This is a genomic window from Scytonema sp. UIC 10036 (genome assembly GCF_009725235.1).
In genome coordinates this window covers 45,754-63,718 of sequence record NZ_WJFC01000062.1, presented here as the reverse complement: position 1 = coordinate 63,718, position 17,965 = coordinate 45,754, and the positions used below count along the sequence as shown (strand labels likewise).

Below are 17,965 nucleotides of genomic sequence, written 5' to 3'. Positions count from 1 at the left end.
CTAAAAAGTAAAAAGAATCATTCAGGTCATATTTTACTAGTTGATGATACACCAGATAACTTACGCCTTCTAGCTAAAATATTAGAAACAAATGGGTTTAAGGTCAGAAAAACTGTCAGTGGAAAAATGGCGCTTCAATCAGCACAAATAGAACCGCCTGAACTGATTTTGCTAGATATTAATATGCCAGATTTAAATGGCTATGAAGTGTGTCAGCAATTAAAATCTAACGAACAAACTGCTCATATTCCTATTATTTTTATTAGTGCTTTAGACCAAACTGCGGATAAAATTAAGGCTTTTGAAAATGGAGGTATAGACTATATTACTAAACCTTTTCAAGAATTGGAAGTTTTGGCGCGTGTTAAAAATCAATTTATTATCTATCACCAACAGCAACAACTGCTTGCTAAAAATCAAGAATTACAGGAAGAAATCCGAGAACGCCAACAGATAGAAGCAAGATTGCAAGAGCTAAATAGTATTTTTGAAGACCAAGTTGTAGAACGGACATCTCAACTTCAACGCTCGCTAGAGTTTGAAGAAAGGCTGAAACGCATCACCGATGAAGTTCGCGATCGCCTGGATGAAGAACAAATTTGGCAAGCATCTGTTAAGGAATTAGCAGTTGGTTTAGAATTGGAGTTGTGTCATTCTGTTATTGGCGATCGCGAGTTAAAAACTTGTACTATTGCCCATGAATATACTAGGGATACATCAACTCCTTTAGATAAGGCTAGCATTATAGCATTAGTTCGTTTGCCAGAGAGCCATCAACAATTGCTTCAGGGATTAAGCGTTCAATTTTGTTTGTGTCAACCGAATTCAATTTTACAGGAACATTGTAGATACACGATTTTAGCCTGCCCTATTTTCGATGACCAAAGTTTTTTAGGGAGTTTGTGGTTGTTCAAAGCAGAGGGCAAAAGTTTCGACGAGCTTGAAGTTCGATTGATTCTACAGGTGAGCAATCAATGTGCTATTGCGCTCCGTCAGGCTAGACTTTATCAAGCGGCACAGGTACAGGTTGAAGAATTGCAAAAGCTCAATCAACTCAAAGATAATTTTTTGCGTACCATTTCTCTTGAGTTACGATCGCCTATTACGGATATCCAATCACTGAGCCAAGTTCTAGCAGCAGAAATTTCCAATAATGAAGCGCTAGTTAGCAAAGCATCAGAGTACTTAATCAATTTGCAGCAGGAGTGCGATCGGCAACTTTACTTTATTGAGAATTTGCTAGATTTGCAATACTTAGAAGCTGGTATATGTCCCCTGCAACTGACAACTATCGATCTACATAATTGGATTCCTTACATCTTGGAAGCCTTTGTTGTACAACATCAGGAACAACCGCCAACTTTAAAAGTTCAGATCGATCCCGAACTACCACTTCTAACAACGGATATATCTTGTTTTGAACGCGTCCTCCATGAGCTATTACAAAATGCCTACAGGTATACCTCCAATGGTGACATTAGTATTGCTGCTTGCTCGAGATCTGAAAAAATCCACCTGAGTGTGTCTTATTCTGGGACAGAAGTTTCCAAATCAGAACTGTCTCAAATATTTGACAAGTTCTACCGCGTTCCCAATCATAAATCCTCAATACCAAGCAACAGTGGTTTGGAATTAGCAATAGTCAGAAAGTTGGTGGAGTATTTGGGCGGTTCCATTGATGTAGAATTGCGAGCAGGACAAGTTTGCTTTACAGTTATACTCCGTATTTCTTAAACCATGCTTGAAGGCGTTGCCATCCGTCTTTTGCCTCTCTCTCGCGGTAGGAAGGACGATAATCAGCAAAAAAGGCGTGTGGTGCATCAGGGTAAACAACAATTTCAGATTTGCTACCGCTAGATTTCAGTTGCTCGCGCATCTGATCTACTGTAGCAATAGGTATACCCGTATCTTCGCCGCCATAGAGTCCGAGCACGGGGACTTTCAGAGTTGATGCAACATCAACAGGATGCTTTGGCGTTAATTCGCTAGCATCGCCCACTAACCGCCCATACCACGCCACACCTGCTTTGACTTTGGGATTGTATGCGGCATAGAGCCAGGTAATACGTCCCCCCCAGCAAAAACCCGTAATTCCCAGTTGTTGGGTATTGCCTTTAGCGGATTTTACCGCCCATTCCACCGTAGCATCAAGATCGGACATCACTTGAGCATCAGGAACTTTAACAACTATCTTACGAATTTCATCTATGTTGCTTAACTTCGAGACATCTCCCTGACGCACAAACAATTCAGGTGCAATTGCCAAGTACCCCAACTTAGCAAAACGACGACAAACATCCTGGATATGCTCGTGTACGCCAAAAATTTCCTGAATCACCAACACAGTTGGGAAATTTTGACCGGTAGCAGGCATTGCTCTATAGGCAGGAACTGTTCCATCTTTAACGGGAATTTTTACCGCACCAGCAACCAATCCTTGGGCATTGGTGGTGATGACTTTGGCAGAAACGGGCTGCACTGCCAAAGCAAAACCCGTCGCTAGAGAAGCAGTGACAATAAATTCGCGGCGCGTTATTTCGTTCATCCTCTTAACCATAAACTATCCAATCACGATTTTAGCTAGTTCAGTCACTCGTTCCCAGGCTCTGCCTGGGAATGCAGGCTACGAGGCTCCGCCTCGCGTAGCTGGCGTAGGTAGGGCTATGCCGCACAACATCGAATGGCGGGCTTTACTCTCCATCTGGTGACTCTGCTTGGGAATGCAGGTTAGTGGGCTGCTGCCTCGTGTGGCAGGCTAATACAGGAGGCAGAGCCTCCAATGAATGCATTCCCAGGCAGAGCCTGGGAACGAGGATGGGGTAGCTCTGCCACCGCATCGAGGGTGGGGTAGCTCTGCCACCGCATCGAGAGTGGGGTGTTCTGCCACCCCATCGAAGACAGAAACTTATATTGCTTCTTTAATATCATTAATTAATTCATCCATTCTTGCTTGAGTTGTATTCCAAGAACACATAAACCTCACTCCTCCAACACCAATAAACGTGTAAAACTGCCAGTTCTTCGCTCGTAATTGCGCGATCGCTTGTTCGGGCAATTTGACAAAAACGCTATTAGCTTCCCTAGGAAACATGATTTCAACGCCTCTTATCTGCAACAATTTGTTTTCTAAATATTCAGCACACTGATTGGCATGACGTGCATTCTTGAGCCAAGCACCCGTTTCTAATAAACCCAGCCAAGGTGCAGCAATAAAGCGCATTTTTGATGCTAGTTGTCCTGCTTGTTTGCAACGATAAGCAAAATCTTCTGCTAAAGTTTTATTAAAAAAAATAATGGCTTCTCCCATTGCCATACCATTTTTTGTGCCGCAAAAACACAAAACATCTACCCCACTTTTCCATGTTAATTCGGCAGGGCTTTTATTTATTGAAACCACTGCATTAGCAAATCGTGCTCCATCCACATGAATTTTTAAATTGTACTTTTTGGCAATAGACTGAATAGCAAGCAACTCATCTGTAGAATAGAGAGTCCCTAATTCTGTTGCTTGCGTCAGACTAATCACTTTTGGTTTGGGATAATGTATGTCAGTTCTTTTATTAACAATTGCTTCTATTGCATCTGGGGTTAACTTGCCATTTGGTCCCTTTGCTAGTAGAAGCTTAGAGCCATTAGAAGCAAATTCAGGAGCACCACATTCATCAGTTTCAATGTGTGCGGTTTCGTGGCAGATAACGCTGTGGTAAGACTGGCACAATGAAGCCAATGCTAATGAGTTAGCAGCAGTGCCATTAAAAACAAAAAATATCTCACAATCAATTTCAAACAACTCTCGAAAACCGTCTGCAGCTTTCTGAGTCCATATATCATTTCCATAGGCAGGAACGCTACCCTGGTTTGCTTTAATCGTGTATTCCAATGCTTCCGGGCAAATACCGGAGGAATTATCACTGGCAAATTGCTCTAAATTAGAATCCATGCGTGTAGGTTTTTAACGTTAACCTAGAAAATACTCTATGTTACCAAAGCAGAATTAAATTGCCTCAAAAACCATTTCCGGAACAAGCAACGGACTGTCAGTGGAATATTGCACTTGACCAATTCCCAAAAAGCGCCCATCTTCATCGTAAACTCGTACTATTCCCGAAATTTCTTGAATAACAGCTATGCGCTGACCTTGACACCATTTTTGAGCAAAGGTTGCTGGTAGAGTTACTGATGCAAGATGCTGTAATGGTGAATCAGGGGGCATGGGTTGAAAAGTCCCAGCTTGCAGTTGTGCTTCCAAATCACTTAAGGTAATACTCTCTGTCAAGTGGAACCCACTACTGGCAATACGTTCCAAAGCCGCAAGAGTTCCACCAGTTTGTAAAGCAGTTCCCAAATCTCTAGCTATTGACCGAATATAAGTACCCGCGCCACAATAAATAGCGACATCCAATTCTGGAAATTCTCCTTCCCGCCAATCCAAAATTTCCACATGGAAAATTTCGACTATTCGCATGGGTACTTCCACAGTTTCGCCTTTGCGTGCTAAATCATACAGGCGTTTTCCTTCTAATTGAATGGCGCTGTACATGGGTGGAATTTGTTCAATTTTGCCTACAAATTGTTGCAGTAAAGGTTTTACTGTCTCCAGTTGCAACTCCCGGCAAGGTTGAGAGGCAACAATTTCGCCCTGCAAATCATCAGTTGTAGTACGCAAACCCAAGCGAATTGTCGCTTTATATGCTTTCTCCCCAGGAAGGTATTGTAATAACCGAGTTGCTTTGCCCAATGCCATGGGTAGCACCCCGGTTGCAGCCGGATCTAGTGTTCCGGCATGTCCTATGCGTTTGAGACGTAACAGTTTTCGTGTCTTCGCCACACAATCGTGGGAAGTCCAGCCAAATGGTTTGTTGAGATTGAGAAAGCCTTGCACGGTAGGTTTTTATACAAAAAAAGTGGTTCAAATAGATGAAAAATTGCTTTAAGCTACAGTTTATCACCCCAAGTTGAGAGCGTTATTCTTATATGTATTCATACGCAAGGGATCTTGTTTAACTCCTAGGCAAATTACTGGGTTTGGTACGAGCTAGGCATAATTTTCTGAGCGGTATTAGCAATCAAGTCTTGTATTTCAACTTTTCCAGTGCTAGTGTCTTTAACTTTCACGTACATTGTTCCATCAGATTGAATATCAAGGACAACCTCAAATTTTGGAATTCCCTTTGGTGCTGGTGAAAGTATGTTCATTTTTACAAAGCCTAAAACCACACAATCACTGGCTTTGGTTGCTTCCTTGGGTCCTTGAAGAACTTCTACAAGAATGGATTGCTGATTGTCTTCAGTTGTTGTGACAGGATATACTTTACTGGTATAAGGTAAAGTTTTGTTCGCTTCAACCAGAACTTCAAAAGTCTCCTCGTCAAGGCGTATACCTAAAGGTAAGGCAATGACATTAATGAGTGTATTTGCCTGAAACTTCTCTTGTCCCAGACTTAAAATATGGGCATACTCGCCAGCACCTAGAGCAACGGCTAGTTGTGGGCGATCGCTCACATGGGGCTTCCGTCCTGTCAGTTCTTCTATCTGGCGCTGAATGGTTGGCATAAGTGTTTGCCAACCGACTAAAATCACTTCATCAATATCTTTCCACGTAAATCCTGCTACTCCTTCTACCACTCGTTTCGTAATATCTAGCGTTCGTTGTACGATCTTAGCAGCACATTTTTCTAATTGTTCGCGAGACAATTCAATTTGAGCATCAAAGGGAGTGGAAGGATGTCCTAAATCTAGTGATGGTAGATCGATAACAACAGTATTTTTTGCAGACAATTGGATTTTTGCCTCTTCAGCTTTTTGACGCAATACATTCCGAGTGACTTGGTCATTAGGACTGATAGGAGTGCCATAACGACTCTCAATTTCTTCAGCCAACCAAGAGGCAATACTGCGATCTATATCATCTCCACCCAACCGTGTATCACCATCTACAGCAAGAGTATAAAATGCGTATCCATCTTCATCTCGCTCGAATTCTAGTAAGGAAATATCAAATGTTCCACCACCGAGGTCGTAAACTAAGATACGACATTTTTCATATTTTTCTAGTACGGTTGTGCGATAGGATAAAGCAGCTGCTGTTGGCTCATTCAAAATGTCAACAACTTCTAACCCTGCTTGTCTTCCAGCCAATTTGGTTGCTTCTCTTTGCAGTACGTTAAAGTAAGCTGGAACTGTAATAACAGCATACTTAATTTCTTCGATAGGGATACCCAGTTGGGATGCTGCATCTTGTCGCAGTTTAAACAACACTTTAGCAGAAATGTCTGGAGCGTTGACTTGGTGAGGAACACCGTTGCGATCGCCAAAATCGACAACAACATCGTTTAATTTGTCTTGACCTGTTCCTGGAATTAATCTATAGGTAAGGTTGGAGCGATCGCCAGAAACATTAGCGTCATTAAATGTACGCCCGATGTAGCGCTTGATAGAATAAACCACATCAGTTGGATGTTGTTTGCTTAGTTCTAGGGCTTCACGTCCTACAATATACGTGTTATCAGAACGGTTCCATCCCACAACAGATGGAATCAAAGTGTAATCTGTCAGAATTTGTATCTGCTGTTGTTCTGCAACCCATGCGGAGATTCCAGAATTGGTTGTACCCAGGTCAATTCCAACAATAAATTTGTCTTTTAAGCTATCTTGTTGATTGTTCATTTTATTAACCTTTTTAATTTAAAGTGACGCAGCTGACACCAGCTTGAGTAACAATCCATAAAACATCAGTGCTTTCAACCAAAGCAGTGACCCGCCGACTTGCCAATCCAGAGTTGATACAGGTGTAATGCTTGCAAATTTTGCAGGAAAAAGGATCGTAGCAAACGACGCCATCTTCACAGGCTAGCCAAATGGCTTTGTTGAAATGTATGGAAGGAGCTAGTATCCAGACTTGAGGGGAATTGCTAGGCAGATCTATGTTGTGCTGAAACCAGTGACTATTTTTGAGAGTCCAAAGACCATTTGCAGTAGCAACATACAGGGTATTTTCGATAACAGTGAGATCGTAGACTGCTGCTTCCAAAGGACCTGGTTGATCTCCTACCAATTGCCACTTTCCGTTGATTAAACGATACAACCCTTGAGATGTTCCTATCCACCAGACCCCATCATATTGCAACATACAGAGACTACCTGAAGGAGAACTTAGGACTATCTCTTCTGTATTGGCTGTTGTTAATCGCCATAATGCGCGTTCTGTGAGAACGTATGGATGACCATCCTGACCCATTGCTAATAATAATGGCAAACTGAGTGGTTGTGGGACTGGATTATAATCGGCTCGCGAGCCATCCAACTGTCGCTTGTCCATCCCATTAGGCCAACTTAATATCCAAAATGTGTTACTTGTGGAATTTAAAGCAAGCGCACGAATATCTTCCCGATTGTTGGAGAAAGACTCCCATTTCTTATCAGTTAATTGATAGGTAAACAAACCACCCACTGTACCGACCCATACCTGTTCGCTGTTTGGTTTGGAGATAACACAGCGACCAAAGTTACATAAAATATCGTCTGGAGCAGAAGTTAACAGGTCTAAATACCAAGAGCTACGATTGGAATCTATGACTTGTACTCCGGCTAGCAGTTGGTCTGTTCCTACCCAAAGATAAGAATTACTCGTGCTAGCTGCTATTGCTCGAATTGTGACAGGTTTTTCTATCGGAACTTGCAGGCAGATATTTTCCTGTATTAGGAAAAGTCCGTCAGATGTTAGTACCCAAATACGCTTCTCACTGACTGCTATTGCAAGTACTCGCCCACTGACTTTATCGTCCCAAAATTCTACTTGATTATTCTCAAGCAGACACAGACCTGTAGGTGTTCCAATCCAAATTCTGCCACTACGATCTTTTGCAAGAGCAGTACAAGATTGAATTTCCTCTGCTATTTGTTCAGGGGCTTGTTCGTGCGATGCTTGAAAAAGTCCCCAAGGGTTACCTATGAGTAATTGCTTGTCATCAACGAGTAAAGCCAGGGTATCTACGGTGCTAATATCTGGCGTAGCTGACAGGGGTTTGGGAGGTTGGCTTGGTTCGGAAATATAGTATACCATTTCTTGCCCAGCTACCCAAATTCCTGGATAATTGCCTGCACCTGTGAGTGCGCGAACAGTCTCTGTTTGTAAATCAAAGTAAACTTGCCAGCGTTGACCGTCAAAGTATGATATGCCACCTTCGCTGTGTCCCACCCAGGGACGTTCTTTTTCGTCCAAGCAAAGACATGCAACTTCATTACCAGCCATACCATGTTCGCTACTGTAACGCTGATAGGGCTGATTGTCTTTCCACTTCCAAGCAATGACTCCCCCAGTGGTGGCTATCCAAAGACAAGATGATTTCATTGCCATTGCGATCGCTCGCACCGATCTTTGAGAAACAAAGTTAGTCCATCCGGGATAGACTGCTTCTGGCTTAACTCCTTGAGAAGTTCCCGTAAAACGTGCAATACGCTTTTCTTCATAGCGAGTAATTTTATTCATAGCACCTCTCCCGCTTGAGTGCGGGCTGCTTTGAGTTGAGCTATCTTGGCTTCCAATTCAAGAATTTCTTGCTTTAATTTGGCGATCGCATCTTGTTTTGCTTGTTTGGTTTCAGCAATAAAAGTTTGCCACTCCTGTAAGTGTTCGGGTGATTTCTCCCGATTGCGCCACAGTTCCCAAATTCCCAAATAGTCACGGTAACGAAATTTTTGCAGATCGACTTCACCGGATAGGTAGCTGCAATACTCCTGTAACTCTTTAGCCCATTCGTTGAGCAGATTAAGTTTAGAAGAATCGCCAGCACTAGTGCAAGCATAATTCTCAAAAATACTCCAATCTAATAAAGCTAGAGCTTCACCTAAGGGGCGATCGACATCATCAGCGATACGATTTATCTGACCCAAAACGCTGGCATCAAGCTTAAACCTGTAAAATCGATTAACTAGCTTTTTTAGCTTGTCCCTTGCTTCAGTCCCTGACTTTTTTCGCTCGGATTTCTCTTTATCAGTTGGGGTAACTGTTGAAGTTGATGGCAACTTTTGTAAACTTTTCTTGTCTGGTTGCTTAGGTAATGGTTTGATAGGTATAGGATTCTGTCTTACAGTATTTGGAAGACGTATTTCTACTTCCAACTTGCGTTTTTGTACCGTGAGACTGTCTAATTTAGAATCTTCTTCAGCAATCAACTTGCTGTACTCATTACGTACCTGTTCTATCGTTAAAGAAGATTCTAACTCATCTTTGAGCGATTGAATTTCAGCATAGATTGGATATATTTCATCTAACCATGCCCCATCTGATAAAGTCACAGTTGCCAAACCTCATTATCTAATAAAATCTGATAATATACGTGCCCCATCAATAGCGTAAAGTACATAAGCAAGCCCTAAAGGATTGTTATGTTCTTTCATGAAATAGCGACGAGTTTCTAGCAGAGCTTCAGATATATAACTGAGATGACAAGATTCTGATTCTGGGTTGATTCCTTTATACAAATTTTCATAGAATTTTTCTGCAAAAGCGTAAGCAAAATAGTCTGGTATTTTACAAAGAGTTACGATCACTGCTGATGCTTTCTGACCCTTAATCCAGTATACTGGAAAACCAGGAGGTTCGTAAAATGGATCTTGATTTCCACTATCACAAGCATTTAAAAAGACTAGCCGACCATAACTTTGTGCTTCTCGGGCTAGTTCTGAATCTGGTTTAAATTGAAGTTTAGTTGCTAGTGAGTAAACATCTAATAACACAGGAGCGCCTGCTACTTTCATATTTAACACTGAGAGAAACTCATTTTTCTCATTTGCTACTTCACAATGACAAGCAAAATGAAGCAAATCATAATAATTTTGGCGGTCTTTTAAAATAGATATTAATGTCTTTTGTTTCCATTGTTCCGAATCATCTTGATTCTCATTTTTTAAAGACTCCAGATATTTTTTTAACCAAGAGTTTGCTTGGCAATCCTCCCAACCCGCCTTGTTCGCTGCTTCTCGAAAAGCTTGTTCTAAATCCCTATGACCTTTCCCTGTGAAATATCGAACTAATAATTGTGCTTCCTTATCTGCAAAACTCAGGTCTTGATGAACAGCGGCAAAAGTTTTTCTTAATTGAATGTCTCTTGAAACTTCTGATTCCACGTTAGAAATCCAGTAAGTAATAGGTATTCTTAAACCCCAAAAACGCCCCCAATTTTGTTCGTCAAGAAAGTCATCTAAGTTTTCTTCATCTCCATCATCTACTTCGTGCATCATATCCCATAAGATAGGTGTAGGCACATCATTTGACTGAGTAATTTGCATAAAATTAAAAGCAGGTTCTTCCTCAGTTAAGCCTTTCAGAAAACCCCGACGTTGAAATGCTGTCATTATTGGCTCGGAAAGCTTAAGACGCAACATATCTCCAGGTTTTCTTAATTTTCCCAAAAAATTGAGGCAAGTTTTTTTATCTAAATTTAATGAATCATGCCAAATTTTTTCCTGCTCGCTTATATCGCTTGTATTTTTAAGCCGCTCTTTAGCTTCTCTTTGCTTTCTAGCAACAATATTGCTCAAGTCAAAAAGATGTTGAGTAAAAATTTGTTGCTGTGTGCGCCATTCATTTGATTGAAAATCAAGTCCATTTTGCAGAAACTCATCACCTATCATCACAAACGAAGGATGTATTTTAACTGAATAATTTTTACGCCCTTCCTTAATTGGAATAACACCACCAACTCTTGCGCTCATGGCTATTCTCCAGTTACCACTGTCAGATTTAAAATCATATTATTTAATTGCTCCTCACCTTTTTGAAAATTGATTATGACGGGTAGTAGTGTTGCCCGATCCGGCATTTGGAGAGGTACAATACATTGGTAACTGTCACCATTTGCAACTCGTTCCATTTCATAATTCGTGGGAAACGGCGTATCCCCAACAAGTACAACCATAACAGAGATTTTTTCTCCCTCCCCTGGAGCGCTACCCATATGCAACCGTCCTTTATACCAAACAGGAGCTTCTCGACGATAGCTAGCGCGGAATCGGTATTCCTTCCCTGCTTGAAAGCGATCGTTGTTAGGCGGATTTATAGCTTCAAAGAAGGTAAAACCTTGAGATGCTCTGACTATATATGGTTCGCATCTGGGATGTCCAAAATATGTATATGCCAACCAGTCAGAGCGATTGGGAAAAGCAAGCCGTACCTGTTCTCGAGATTGCCATACCGAAGAACCAAAATCTGTACCCTTTCTAATAAGATCGTAGAATGTACGGAAAAAAAGTTGGTCTGCTTCCGGGAGAACAGTCCACCGAGATCCGACTAAGGCACTAGCACCTGCGTACATTAGAGGTAACATCCAATCTGCTTCAAGTTGGTTATCCTGTTTTGACAAAACCATTCCAGTGTTTGGCGGTTGTCCATCTACAAGACTTAAGCCAATCACAGGTCGCCTTAAGGTAAAGTCAAGTTGTTGGGTGTATAATAATTCTTCAACAGGAGTCAGAGTTTTTCCGGGTAGCAGTTTAGAGCTTTCCTGATAAGAAGTGATTTTTCCTGTTTGTTGAAGTTCGGTATATCGTAATATATGTAGTCCGTAGAAAGGAGAATCGGGCTGCATGAGAGCTTGCAATCCTGACTGTTCGTTAGAATTTGCCTCTCCTCCATGTTGTAAAACCTTTTGCCAACGAACTAAATGTTCGCTTCGTTGATTGTAATGAGTAAAACCTAACTCAGCCAAAGGAGCTTCACTTGTTAACTTGAATCCCTGAGAACCTACCCAATGAGCGACGATAAATCTCTGTGCCAAAAAATCGTCATGCCAAATTTCTCCATTATCTATATAGTAATAAGCGCAGGTTAGTTCCCAAGGAAGTACGGCTTTTGGCTCCGAAACTATCAGCCATGACAGTGGTGCAGAGGTAGTGCGAGCAAAGTTAAGAAGTTCGTAGTAGTAATCTCTGAGTTTATGTCCGTGCGGCATTAGTTGATCGGAAAGTGTAAACCCAATTGCTCGCAAGCTGGTTAAAATATCAACTGGGGAACCATTGGCAACAGATGCTGCTTGAATAACAGATTGCCGCAATCGTTCTAAATCCTTGATTGTGAATGTAAGAGGCTCAAGAGGTTCGCGATCGCATCCCAACAGAGGACAAGTAAAATAAAGCCCTACCCTATGCTGTCCTGTGAGTGGTTCGCTGGTAGGTACTTCCTCCAAACTTACATATAGCATCACATCTGGCTGAGGATCGGGAATTGCACGGCGATCTATCAACTCCGGGATATTGGGGAGATTTCTCAGATGACTAATACGAACTTCTTGCTGCAACTTCACTGGGATTAAGTTGGACAATCGTCCTCCCGGATAAACAGATATCTGTATGGTGTGGTTTCCGCTTAATAACGGCAATAGTTCTACCGATAAACTGCGTTCTTCCAATCTGCCATTAACCACGGGTAGGGTGTAAGTGTGTTCACCTTGAAGAAAAAATCCTGGCGCTTCAATATAAATAGTAATTTCTAAAGTATTAACAGGCACTCGTATGAGTTGACTACCCGGTTGCTCAATAGGTGTTAAGTTTAAACTTAGTATCAACTCTTGACCCACTGCTAAATCAGTTGTGTCTACTGTACTGACCTTTGTAGTGATATATGTGGGATAAGTTTTGACTGTAACAGATTGGCTGTGGTTTGCTAATAAAGCATTTCCCAAAGCTGTTAGTCCTTCTGAGTGAGTAAAATAGGTGAAGTGATCGCAAGCGACTTCTATGATAGTGGGATGTGGCGATCGCCCTTCTGGAATACTCGTCATGCTTTCCACAGTTGCTGCAAGGTCGTTGGGTTGCCTAAATAAAGGCAAAGTTGGAACTCGCGAACCAAATAATTTCTGCATCAGTCGATTGCGTCGTCCTTCTTGCAAAACTGGAGACAGAACAGACGCATTGCCTGCCACAATTGTGTAAGGAATGCCAGGATCTCGACTGGCTGCTAAAGTTCTCAGGAATTTTGAACCAGGGTCTACTGGTTCTGTCGGGACAGATGTGTTTTCTGTAGCTTCTATCAAGCTACCTACCACTTGTGTAGACCAAGAAACCGTAGAAAAAGCATTAAGTCCAAGCGTTAAAACAAGTGTGACCCAATCTTTAAAATCTGGTAAAGGAGCACCTGCGTTGGGGGTTGTGTTCGGTGTACCAATCATTATTAAGTGTTGTACAACTTGATGTCCCCCTTCTCGCTCAATAAACCAACGAGCGAGCAAACCTCCTATGGAGTGAGCAATGATATGTAGTTCTTTGCTGTGATTTTGTACCAAACCAACAGCTTCTAAACGTTGTTTTAACAAGCTAGCATTTTCTTCAAGTTCATGATTTCTGTTTTCATAGTCAAAAGTCAGAACTAGGTCATAGAGTTCTTTTAAACTGCGCTTTTGTCCGTCTACATCTACAATAGCTTTATTGATACTAGGAACTATACTTTCGCTATTGCCAATAATGCCATGTATGAAGAGAACAATTTTCTGAGCTTGGGCAACCTGCACTTTTATGTTTTCTTGATTTGCTTCGTAAATAACATTATTGTTTGGCTCGACTTCTACAACGCTCCGTAGTAATGGAGACGTAAACGAACTGTTGAATTTTTGATAGATAACTTTTGCAAAGAAAATTTTGATTGAACCTTGCAAACTACGACTGCTAGTACTTGGTGTAGGTAAACGTTCTATAGTAATCTCAGTTTTGCGGTTATTTGTCTTTACTCCTGGTCCCAAGGGTAAGAAAAATTGATCTTCACCGTCATATGCAAATGGCAAAATGTGTTCATTTTCTGCCAATTCCTTGTCAATCACCAACTTTAGAGGAGCTTCTTTGTTGACAGAAGTATAGTCTTCGATATCACTCAACTCTAAACCACTTAATCCCGGATCGCTTCCGCGCCTACTTGTCAATTTGAAAAGTTCGCCAATACCAGATTCCTGCAACAAAGGTGGCAAAATTAGATTTCCTAAATCTTTCCTTGCTTGTGGTACTGTAGTCAGATTTACTTTGGCACGCAAGCTTGGGTGGGGTTGCACCTCAACCAAACCATTTTGTAACAAACTGCTTTTGTTAGATCTAATTGCGACGGCATCTTGCGGACGCACCATAGTAACTGTGACTTGCTTTGCCATCCAATCATCATAAGTACCTCTAGCGGTAATAGCCTCGCGAGAGTAGCGAGAGTTCACTATTTCAAATAAACGGTTAAGAGTCCCTCTGTATCTGTATTCTACTGAACGAGTTCCTGGAATTGGATTCAATCCATCTTGCTGAAGTAAACTGGCATTAAATTCTGTGGTGCAGACAATCAATTTGAAAATATCTTTATACTCTGTAATTCCCTGTTCTAAAAATGCCTCTGGTATGTAGAAAGCCAGTTCTTCAGTTTCAACAGACGTGGCTCCTTCACTATTGCTTGGTGCTAATCGGATACAGTCTTTTTCCTCAAATAAATCGGCACTGATAGCATAATCATCTGATAGGAGAACAACATTAGCATAAAGAGTTTTATCACTGCGATTTGTCAATCTTACTTGAAGAACTGGGCTTTGCCACTCCTCATTGTCATAGCTGTACTCTACACGAATATCAGAATTTGATGAAGATTCTTCCCGTCCAGAAATAAACGTAATCTCCACCTCTACATCATCAGGTTCAATTTGACTGGTAGGGAGAGTAGAAAGTTGTAAAACGTTCGTCCATCTAGCAATATTTTCTAAACAGGTAACGACTTGGGAAGCTGACGAGCTGTATGCTAGCGGATCGGGACTTTCTGGGATAGGCGCAACTATAGGATACTGCTCTTGAGGATGTACAATCCAAAACTGATTGTTACGAGCAATTAAGTGATAATCTGCGTCTGTGGATTGGTTGACTTGACTCAGATACAATGAAGGTATTTCACCAGGTGCAGCAGTTTGTATTGCTCTCTGTACCAATTCTATGCCTACAGCGTCACTTTCAACACTGTTAAAGTAAATTTTCAAAGGAGGCAATGGTACATTTATTATCACCGCCTTATAAGTTCCGTCTTGCGCTAAGTTTTGCTCACTACGAATGACTTGCACTGTACTCCGTTGAGCAAGCACTTGAGTGACTCTCACTTCTCCCAAAGCAGCATCAAGGTTGCGTAACTCCTCTATCGTACTGTCAAATGGAAAAAAAGCTAATATTGTCTCTCCGTTATCGTAAGACTTAAGACCATGTCGAGTACCACCGTCAATGACCCAACTATTATCATTTTTGTGATAAGATAAAGTAAAGTATGGGCGATTTCTAAGACTGGCGCGGGCAAACTCTGTCTCAAGTTGATTTAATGGGTTATTATCCAATCTCAGCATCCGCTTCAAATACTCAATATCGATAGGCGCATCTTGTAGCTGTCTTCCCCAGAGCCACTCATCAGACCGATTGTGCTCTTGCCACTTTTGAGAGGCACAAGTTAGTCGTCGCTGAAGCTGTAAATTTTCTCGTTCTTGTTCTACCCATGTACGAATTTTATCCCATTCTAAAACAAAAGCATCATGGACTGGCTCTACATAAGGTTCTCCCCCAATGTCTTGTCCCTTAACAACCAGGCGAACGCGGTCAAGATGGTTGAGAATTGTCTCCACTCGTTCGTTTTCTGCAACAGAAACGTATTTCAGTTCCCATAAAGGGACTCGCCGCCGTGCTAACTGTTCATCTTCAATAGTGACCATTCGTAACATGACTCGCCGCAATGTTGCTTGATGAGCGGAGTCAAACTTGTCGTATTCCTCTGTTGCTCGCTGTCTTAACGAACCAATAACTCCACCTAACGCCGCATAATCTTTTTGGGTTATGGTTCGCCTTTCCTCTACGACACACTTTATATAAAGTTCGCTGAGTGTAAAAGACAACAGTGACAATGCTCCTGGCATTTGCCCAACTTCATCAATGAGAAGATCTACAAGAGTTGGTGGCTCAAAGTCTAGCATCTTTTCCATTGCAGGTCTTTCAATGGCTTGACGTAATTCATGAGACTTCATAGCCTTTACTTGAAAGCGTCCTACTCTCCAATAGGATCTTAAAGGAAAATCCGTAAAACGGGGTTCAAAGTCAGAGCGTAAAGTCAATACAATATGAAGGCGAGGATCTGCCTCTAAAGCTTGTGCCAGGAAAGTGAGGAAACTTTGTCGTTTTTGTTGCTCACATATTGTACAGAGTTCTTCAAATTGGTCAATAATTAGTAAAAGTTTTGTGTTAGCCCGAACTTGGTTGTACTGTTCTATGAGGGCAATAAATTGACTTGGTGCTTCTTTAAGCTTTTGTTTGAGAGAAGAAATTTCTTTTAGTTTCTCAGCTTTATCTATAGAAGCATTTCGCAAAACTGCTTCTGCAAGTTCTCCAAAAGGAGACTTTGTTGGTCGAATAATAGGTAAAATATAAAATTCTTGTTCGTGATGAGTTCGCAAGCAAGGGATAAGTCCTGCTTTTACCAAACTTGACTTGCCAGAACCGGAAACTCCCAAGACTACAGTTAATTGGTGACCGCGATCGCTAATATGAGTATATAATTGCTGAATGAGTTCATCTCTACCAAAGAACAGAGAAGAATGTTTTTCTTCATAGCTTTTGAGTCCTCGGTATGGGTTGTTATCTAACATCAGTGCGGGTACATCTTCTAACTTGTCCCGATTGAAGTGAGGTAGCAAGAAAATATATTCACCTTTGTCGTGCTTTTGCATGGGAAATAAAACGGGTGTTTGGCGGCTGTTGCGATCGTCAGTCATTTGCTCAACTGTGTCCCGCACGTAGGAATAAATTTCTGTTGCAGTGATAATACCATCACCTTTTTGTAAAGTTGAGTCGGCATGACCTTCTAATGCTTCAAACAATGCACTTGCAAAAGGGGAAGATTCTTGTGTTTTTTCACTTTCTCTCTTACCAAAAAAACCCAAGAAATCAAGGGCTTTTTGATCGTAAGCCTCAGAGGTGATGACTTGCCATGCGGGTTTACTAATGAAGCGATCGTATCTTTGCTTGTAGACTTTCCGTGCAGGCATAGCATTACGATAGGAACTTGAACGAAATGTTCCTGTAAAACAACAGTCTAAAATCACTAGCATATGACGGCATGGCAATTCTATAAGAGCATCATGCAAGTCCTGCACAGGTAGAAGGTTTTGGGTTTGGAGGAGATTGCTACTTTTTGCATCAGTTGGTATGAGATAGCCTTTGTATTGACTGTCGTCTTCGAGTTCATCTTTAGGAACAATTCCATGTCCAGCGAAGTAAAACAGTATGCGATCGCTCTCTTGAACCTCCACAATCGTATCACCTACGGGGAATTTCTTATTTTTGAAAGCGGCAAGCAGAGAGTTTAATCCAGAAAGGGTAGCCTGTGAATTGAGTAGAGTCTCAACGTGATATTTATAGATTTGTTGAAGAATATTTGCTAGTTTTTCAGCATCAGCAACAGGAGTTTTTAAGGGTGGAATACCATTTGAGTATTCATTAATACCAATAACAACAGCTAAATTGCGTTTAAAATCATATCTAGATTTAACCATAGATACCGCTTTTCTAAAAAAACTGAATTTACCAAATTGACGTGACCGACTTATTGCTGTGAATTGCGATCGCACTAATCAGTTATTGTATTCTTCTTAGATTTTCGCCGCAAAGTAAAAGTCACTCCACTTTTCCCCTCAATACCAACACCAGTTCCTAACAGCTTAAACTCACCATTTGCAGAAATTTCAGCAGTAAACTCAACTTCATCTAACTCAAATTCACCCACGAACGGAACCTCCACACTAATAATTTCCTTCAGCCCAGCCAGAAATCGAGAGAACCCCTCGCGCACGTCTGTCACTTTTAGCGTTTGTTCCGTAACGCTACGTTCATCTGCACGTAATTCATTTGAGGTAGTTCCTACTATGGTAATTGTTCTTTCAAGATCTATTATGTTGTCGTCACGCATTTTTAACTGCTCCACTCT

10 protein-coding genes are annotated in these 17,965 nt (G+C 41.4%); 1 reads left to right on the top strand and 9 read right to left on the bottom strand.

What is annotated here, in order from left to right; genetic code table 11:
* Window positions 1-1,734 (top strand): response regulator (locus F7734_RS26850; protein WP_155747674.1); only part of this gene is annotated, 1,734 nt, incomplete at its 5' end.
* Here the strand turns inward: F7734_RS26850 and F7734_RS26845 are convergent.
* The 9 genes from F7734_RS26845 to F7734_RS26805 form a co-directional block, all read right to left on the bottom strand.
* The gene (locus F7734_RS26845; protein ID WP_155747673.1) at window positions 1,715-2,545 is read right to left on the bottom strand and encodes a dienelactone hydrolase family protein; all 831 of its coding nucleotides are present in this window, start codon (window positions 2,543-2,545) and stop codon (window positions 1,715-1,717) included. The two genes, F7734_RS26850 and F7734_RS26845, sit on opposite strands and share 20 nt — an antisense overlap.
* 360 nt (window positions 2,546-2,905) lie before the next feature.
* Window positions 2,906-3,940 (bottom strand): low specificity L-threonine aldolase, encoded by a 1,035-nt coding sequence (locus tag F7734_RS26840; RefSeq protein WP_155747672.1) that lies wholly within the window; start codon window positions 3,938-3,940, stop codon window positions 2,906-2,908.
* A gap of 54 nt (window positions 3,941-3,994) precedes the next feature.
* Complete coding sequence (gene truB / locus F7734_RS26835; RefSeq protein ID WP_166482168.1) at window positions 3,995-4,882, bottom strand: tRNA pseudouridine(55) synthase TruB; 888 nt, start codon at window positions 4,880-4,882, stop codon at window positions 3,995-3,997.
* 134 nt (window positions 4,883-5,016) lie between these two features.
* Window positions 5,017-6,666 (bottom strand): Hsp70 family protein, encoded by a 1,650-nt coding sequence (locus tag F7734_RS26830; RefSeq protein ID WP_155747671.1) that lies wholly within the window; start codon window positions 6,664-6,666, stop codon window positions 5,017-5,019.
* Window positions 6,667-6,679: 13 nt separating this feature from the next.
* Window positions 6,680-8,488, bottom strand: a complete 1,809-nt coding sequence (locus tag F7734_RS26825; protein ID WP_155747670.1) for a hypothetical protein — start codon at window positions 8,486-8,488, stop codon at window positions 6,680-6,682.
* Window positions 8,485-9,297: a hypothetical protein gene (locus tag F7734_RS26820; protein ID WP_155747669.1), complete on the bottom strand. Its 813-nt coding sequence runs from the start codon at window positions 9,295-9,297 to the stop codon at window positions 8,485-8,487. Before F7734_RS26820 ends, F7734_RS26825 begins: the two co-directional genes overlap by 4 nt.
* Window positions 9,298-9,312: 15 nt before the next feature.
* The gene (locus F7734_RS26815) at window positions 9,313-10,716 is read right to left on the bottom strand and encodes a CHAT domain-containing protein (protein WP_155747668.1); all 1,404 of its coding nucleotides are present in this window, start codon (window positions 10,714-10,716) and stop codon (window positions 9,313-9,315) included.
* A gap of 2 nt (window positions 10,717-10,718) precedes the next feature.
* Window positions 10,719-17,534 (bottom strand): caspase family protein, encoded by a 6,816-nt coding sequence (locus tag F7734_RS26810; RefSeq protein WP_155747667.1) that lies wholly within the window; start codon window positions 17,532-17,534, stop codon window positions 10,719-10,721.
* Window positions 17,535-17,608: 74 nt separating this feature from the next.
* On the bottom strand, window positions 17,609-17,947 hold the full coding sequence (locus F7734_RS26805) for a hypothetical protein (protein ID WP_155747666.1): 339 nt from the start codon (window positions 17,945-17,947) through the stop codon (window positions 17,609-17,611).
* Between the last annotated feature and the right edge of the window lie 18 nt (window positions 17,948-17,965).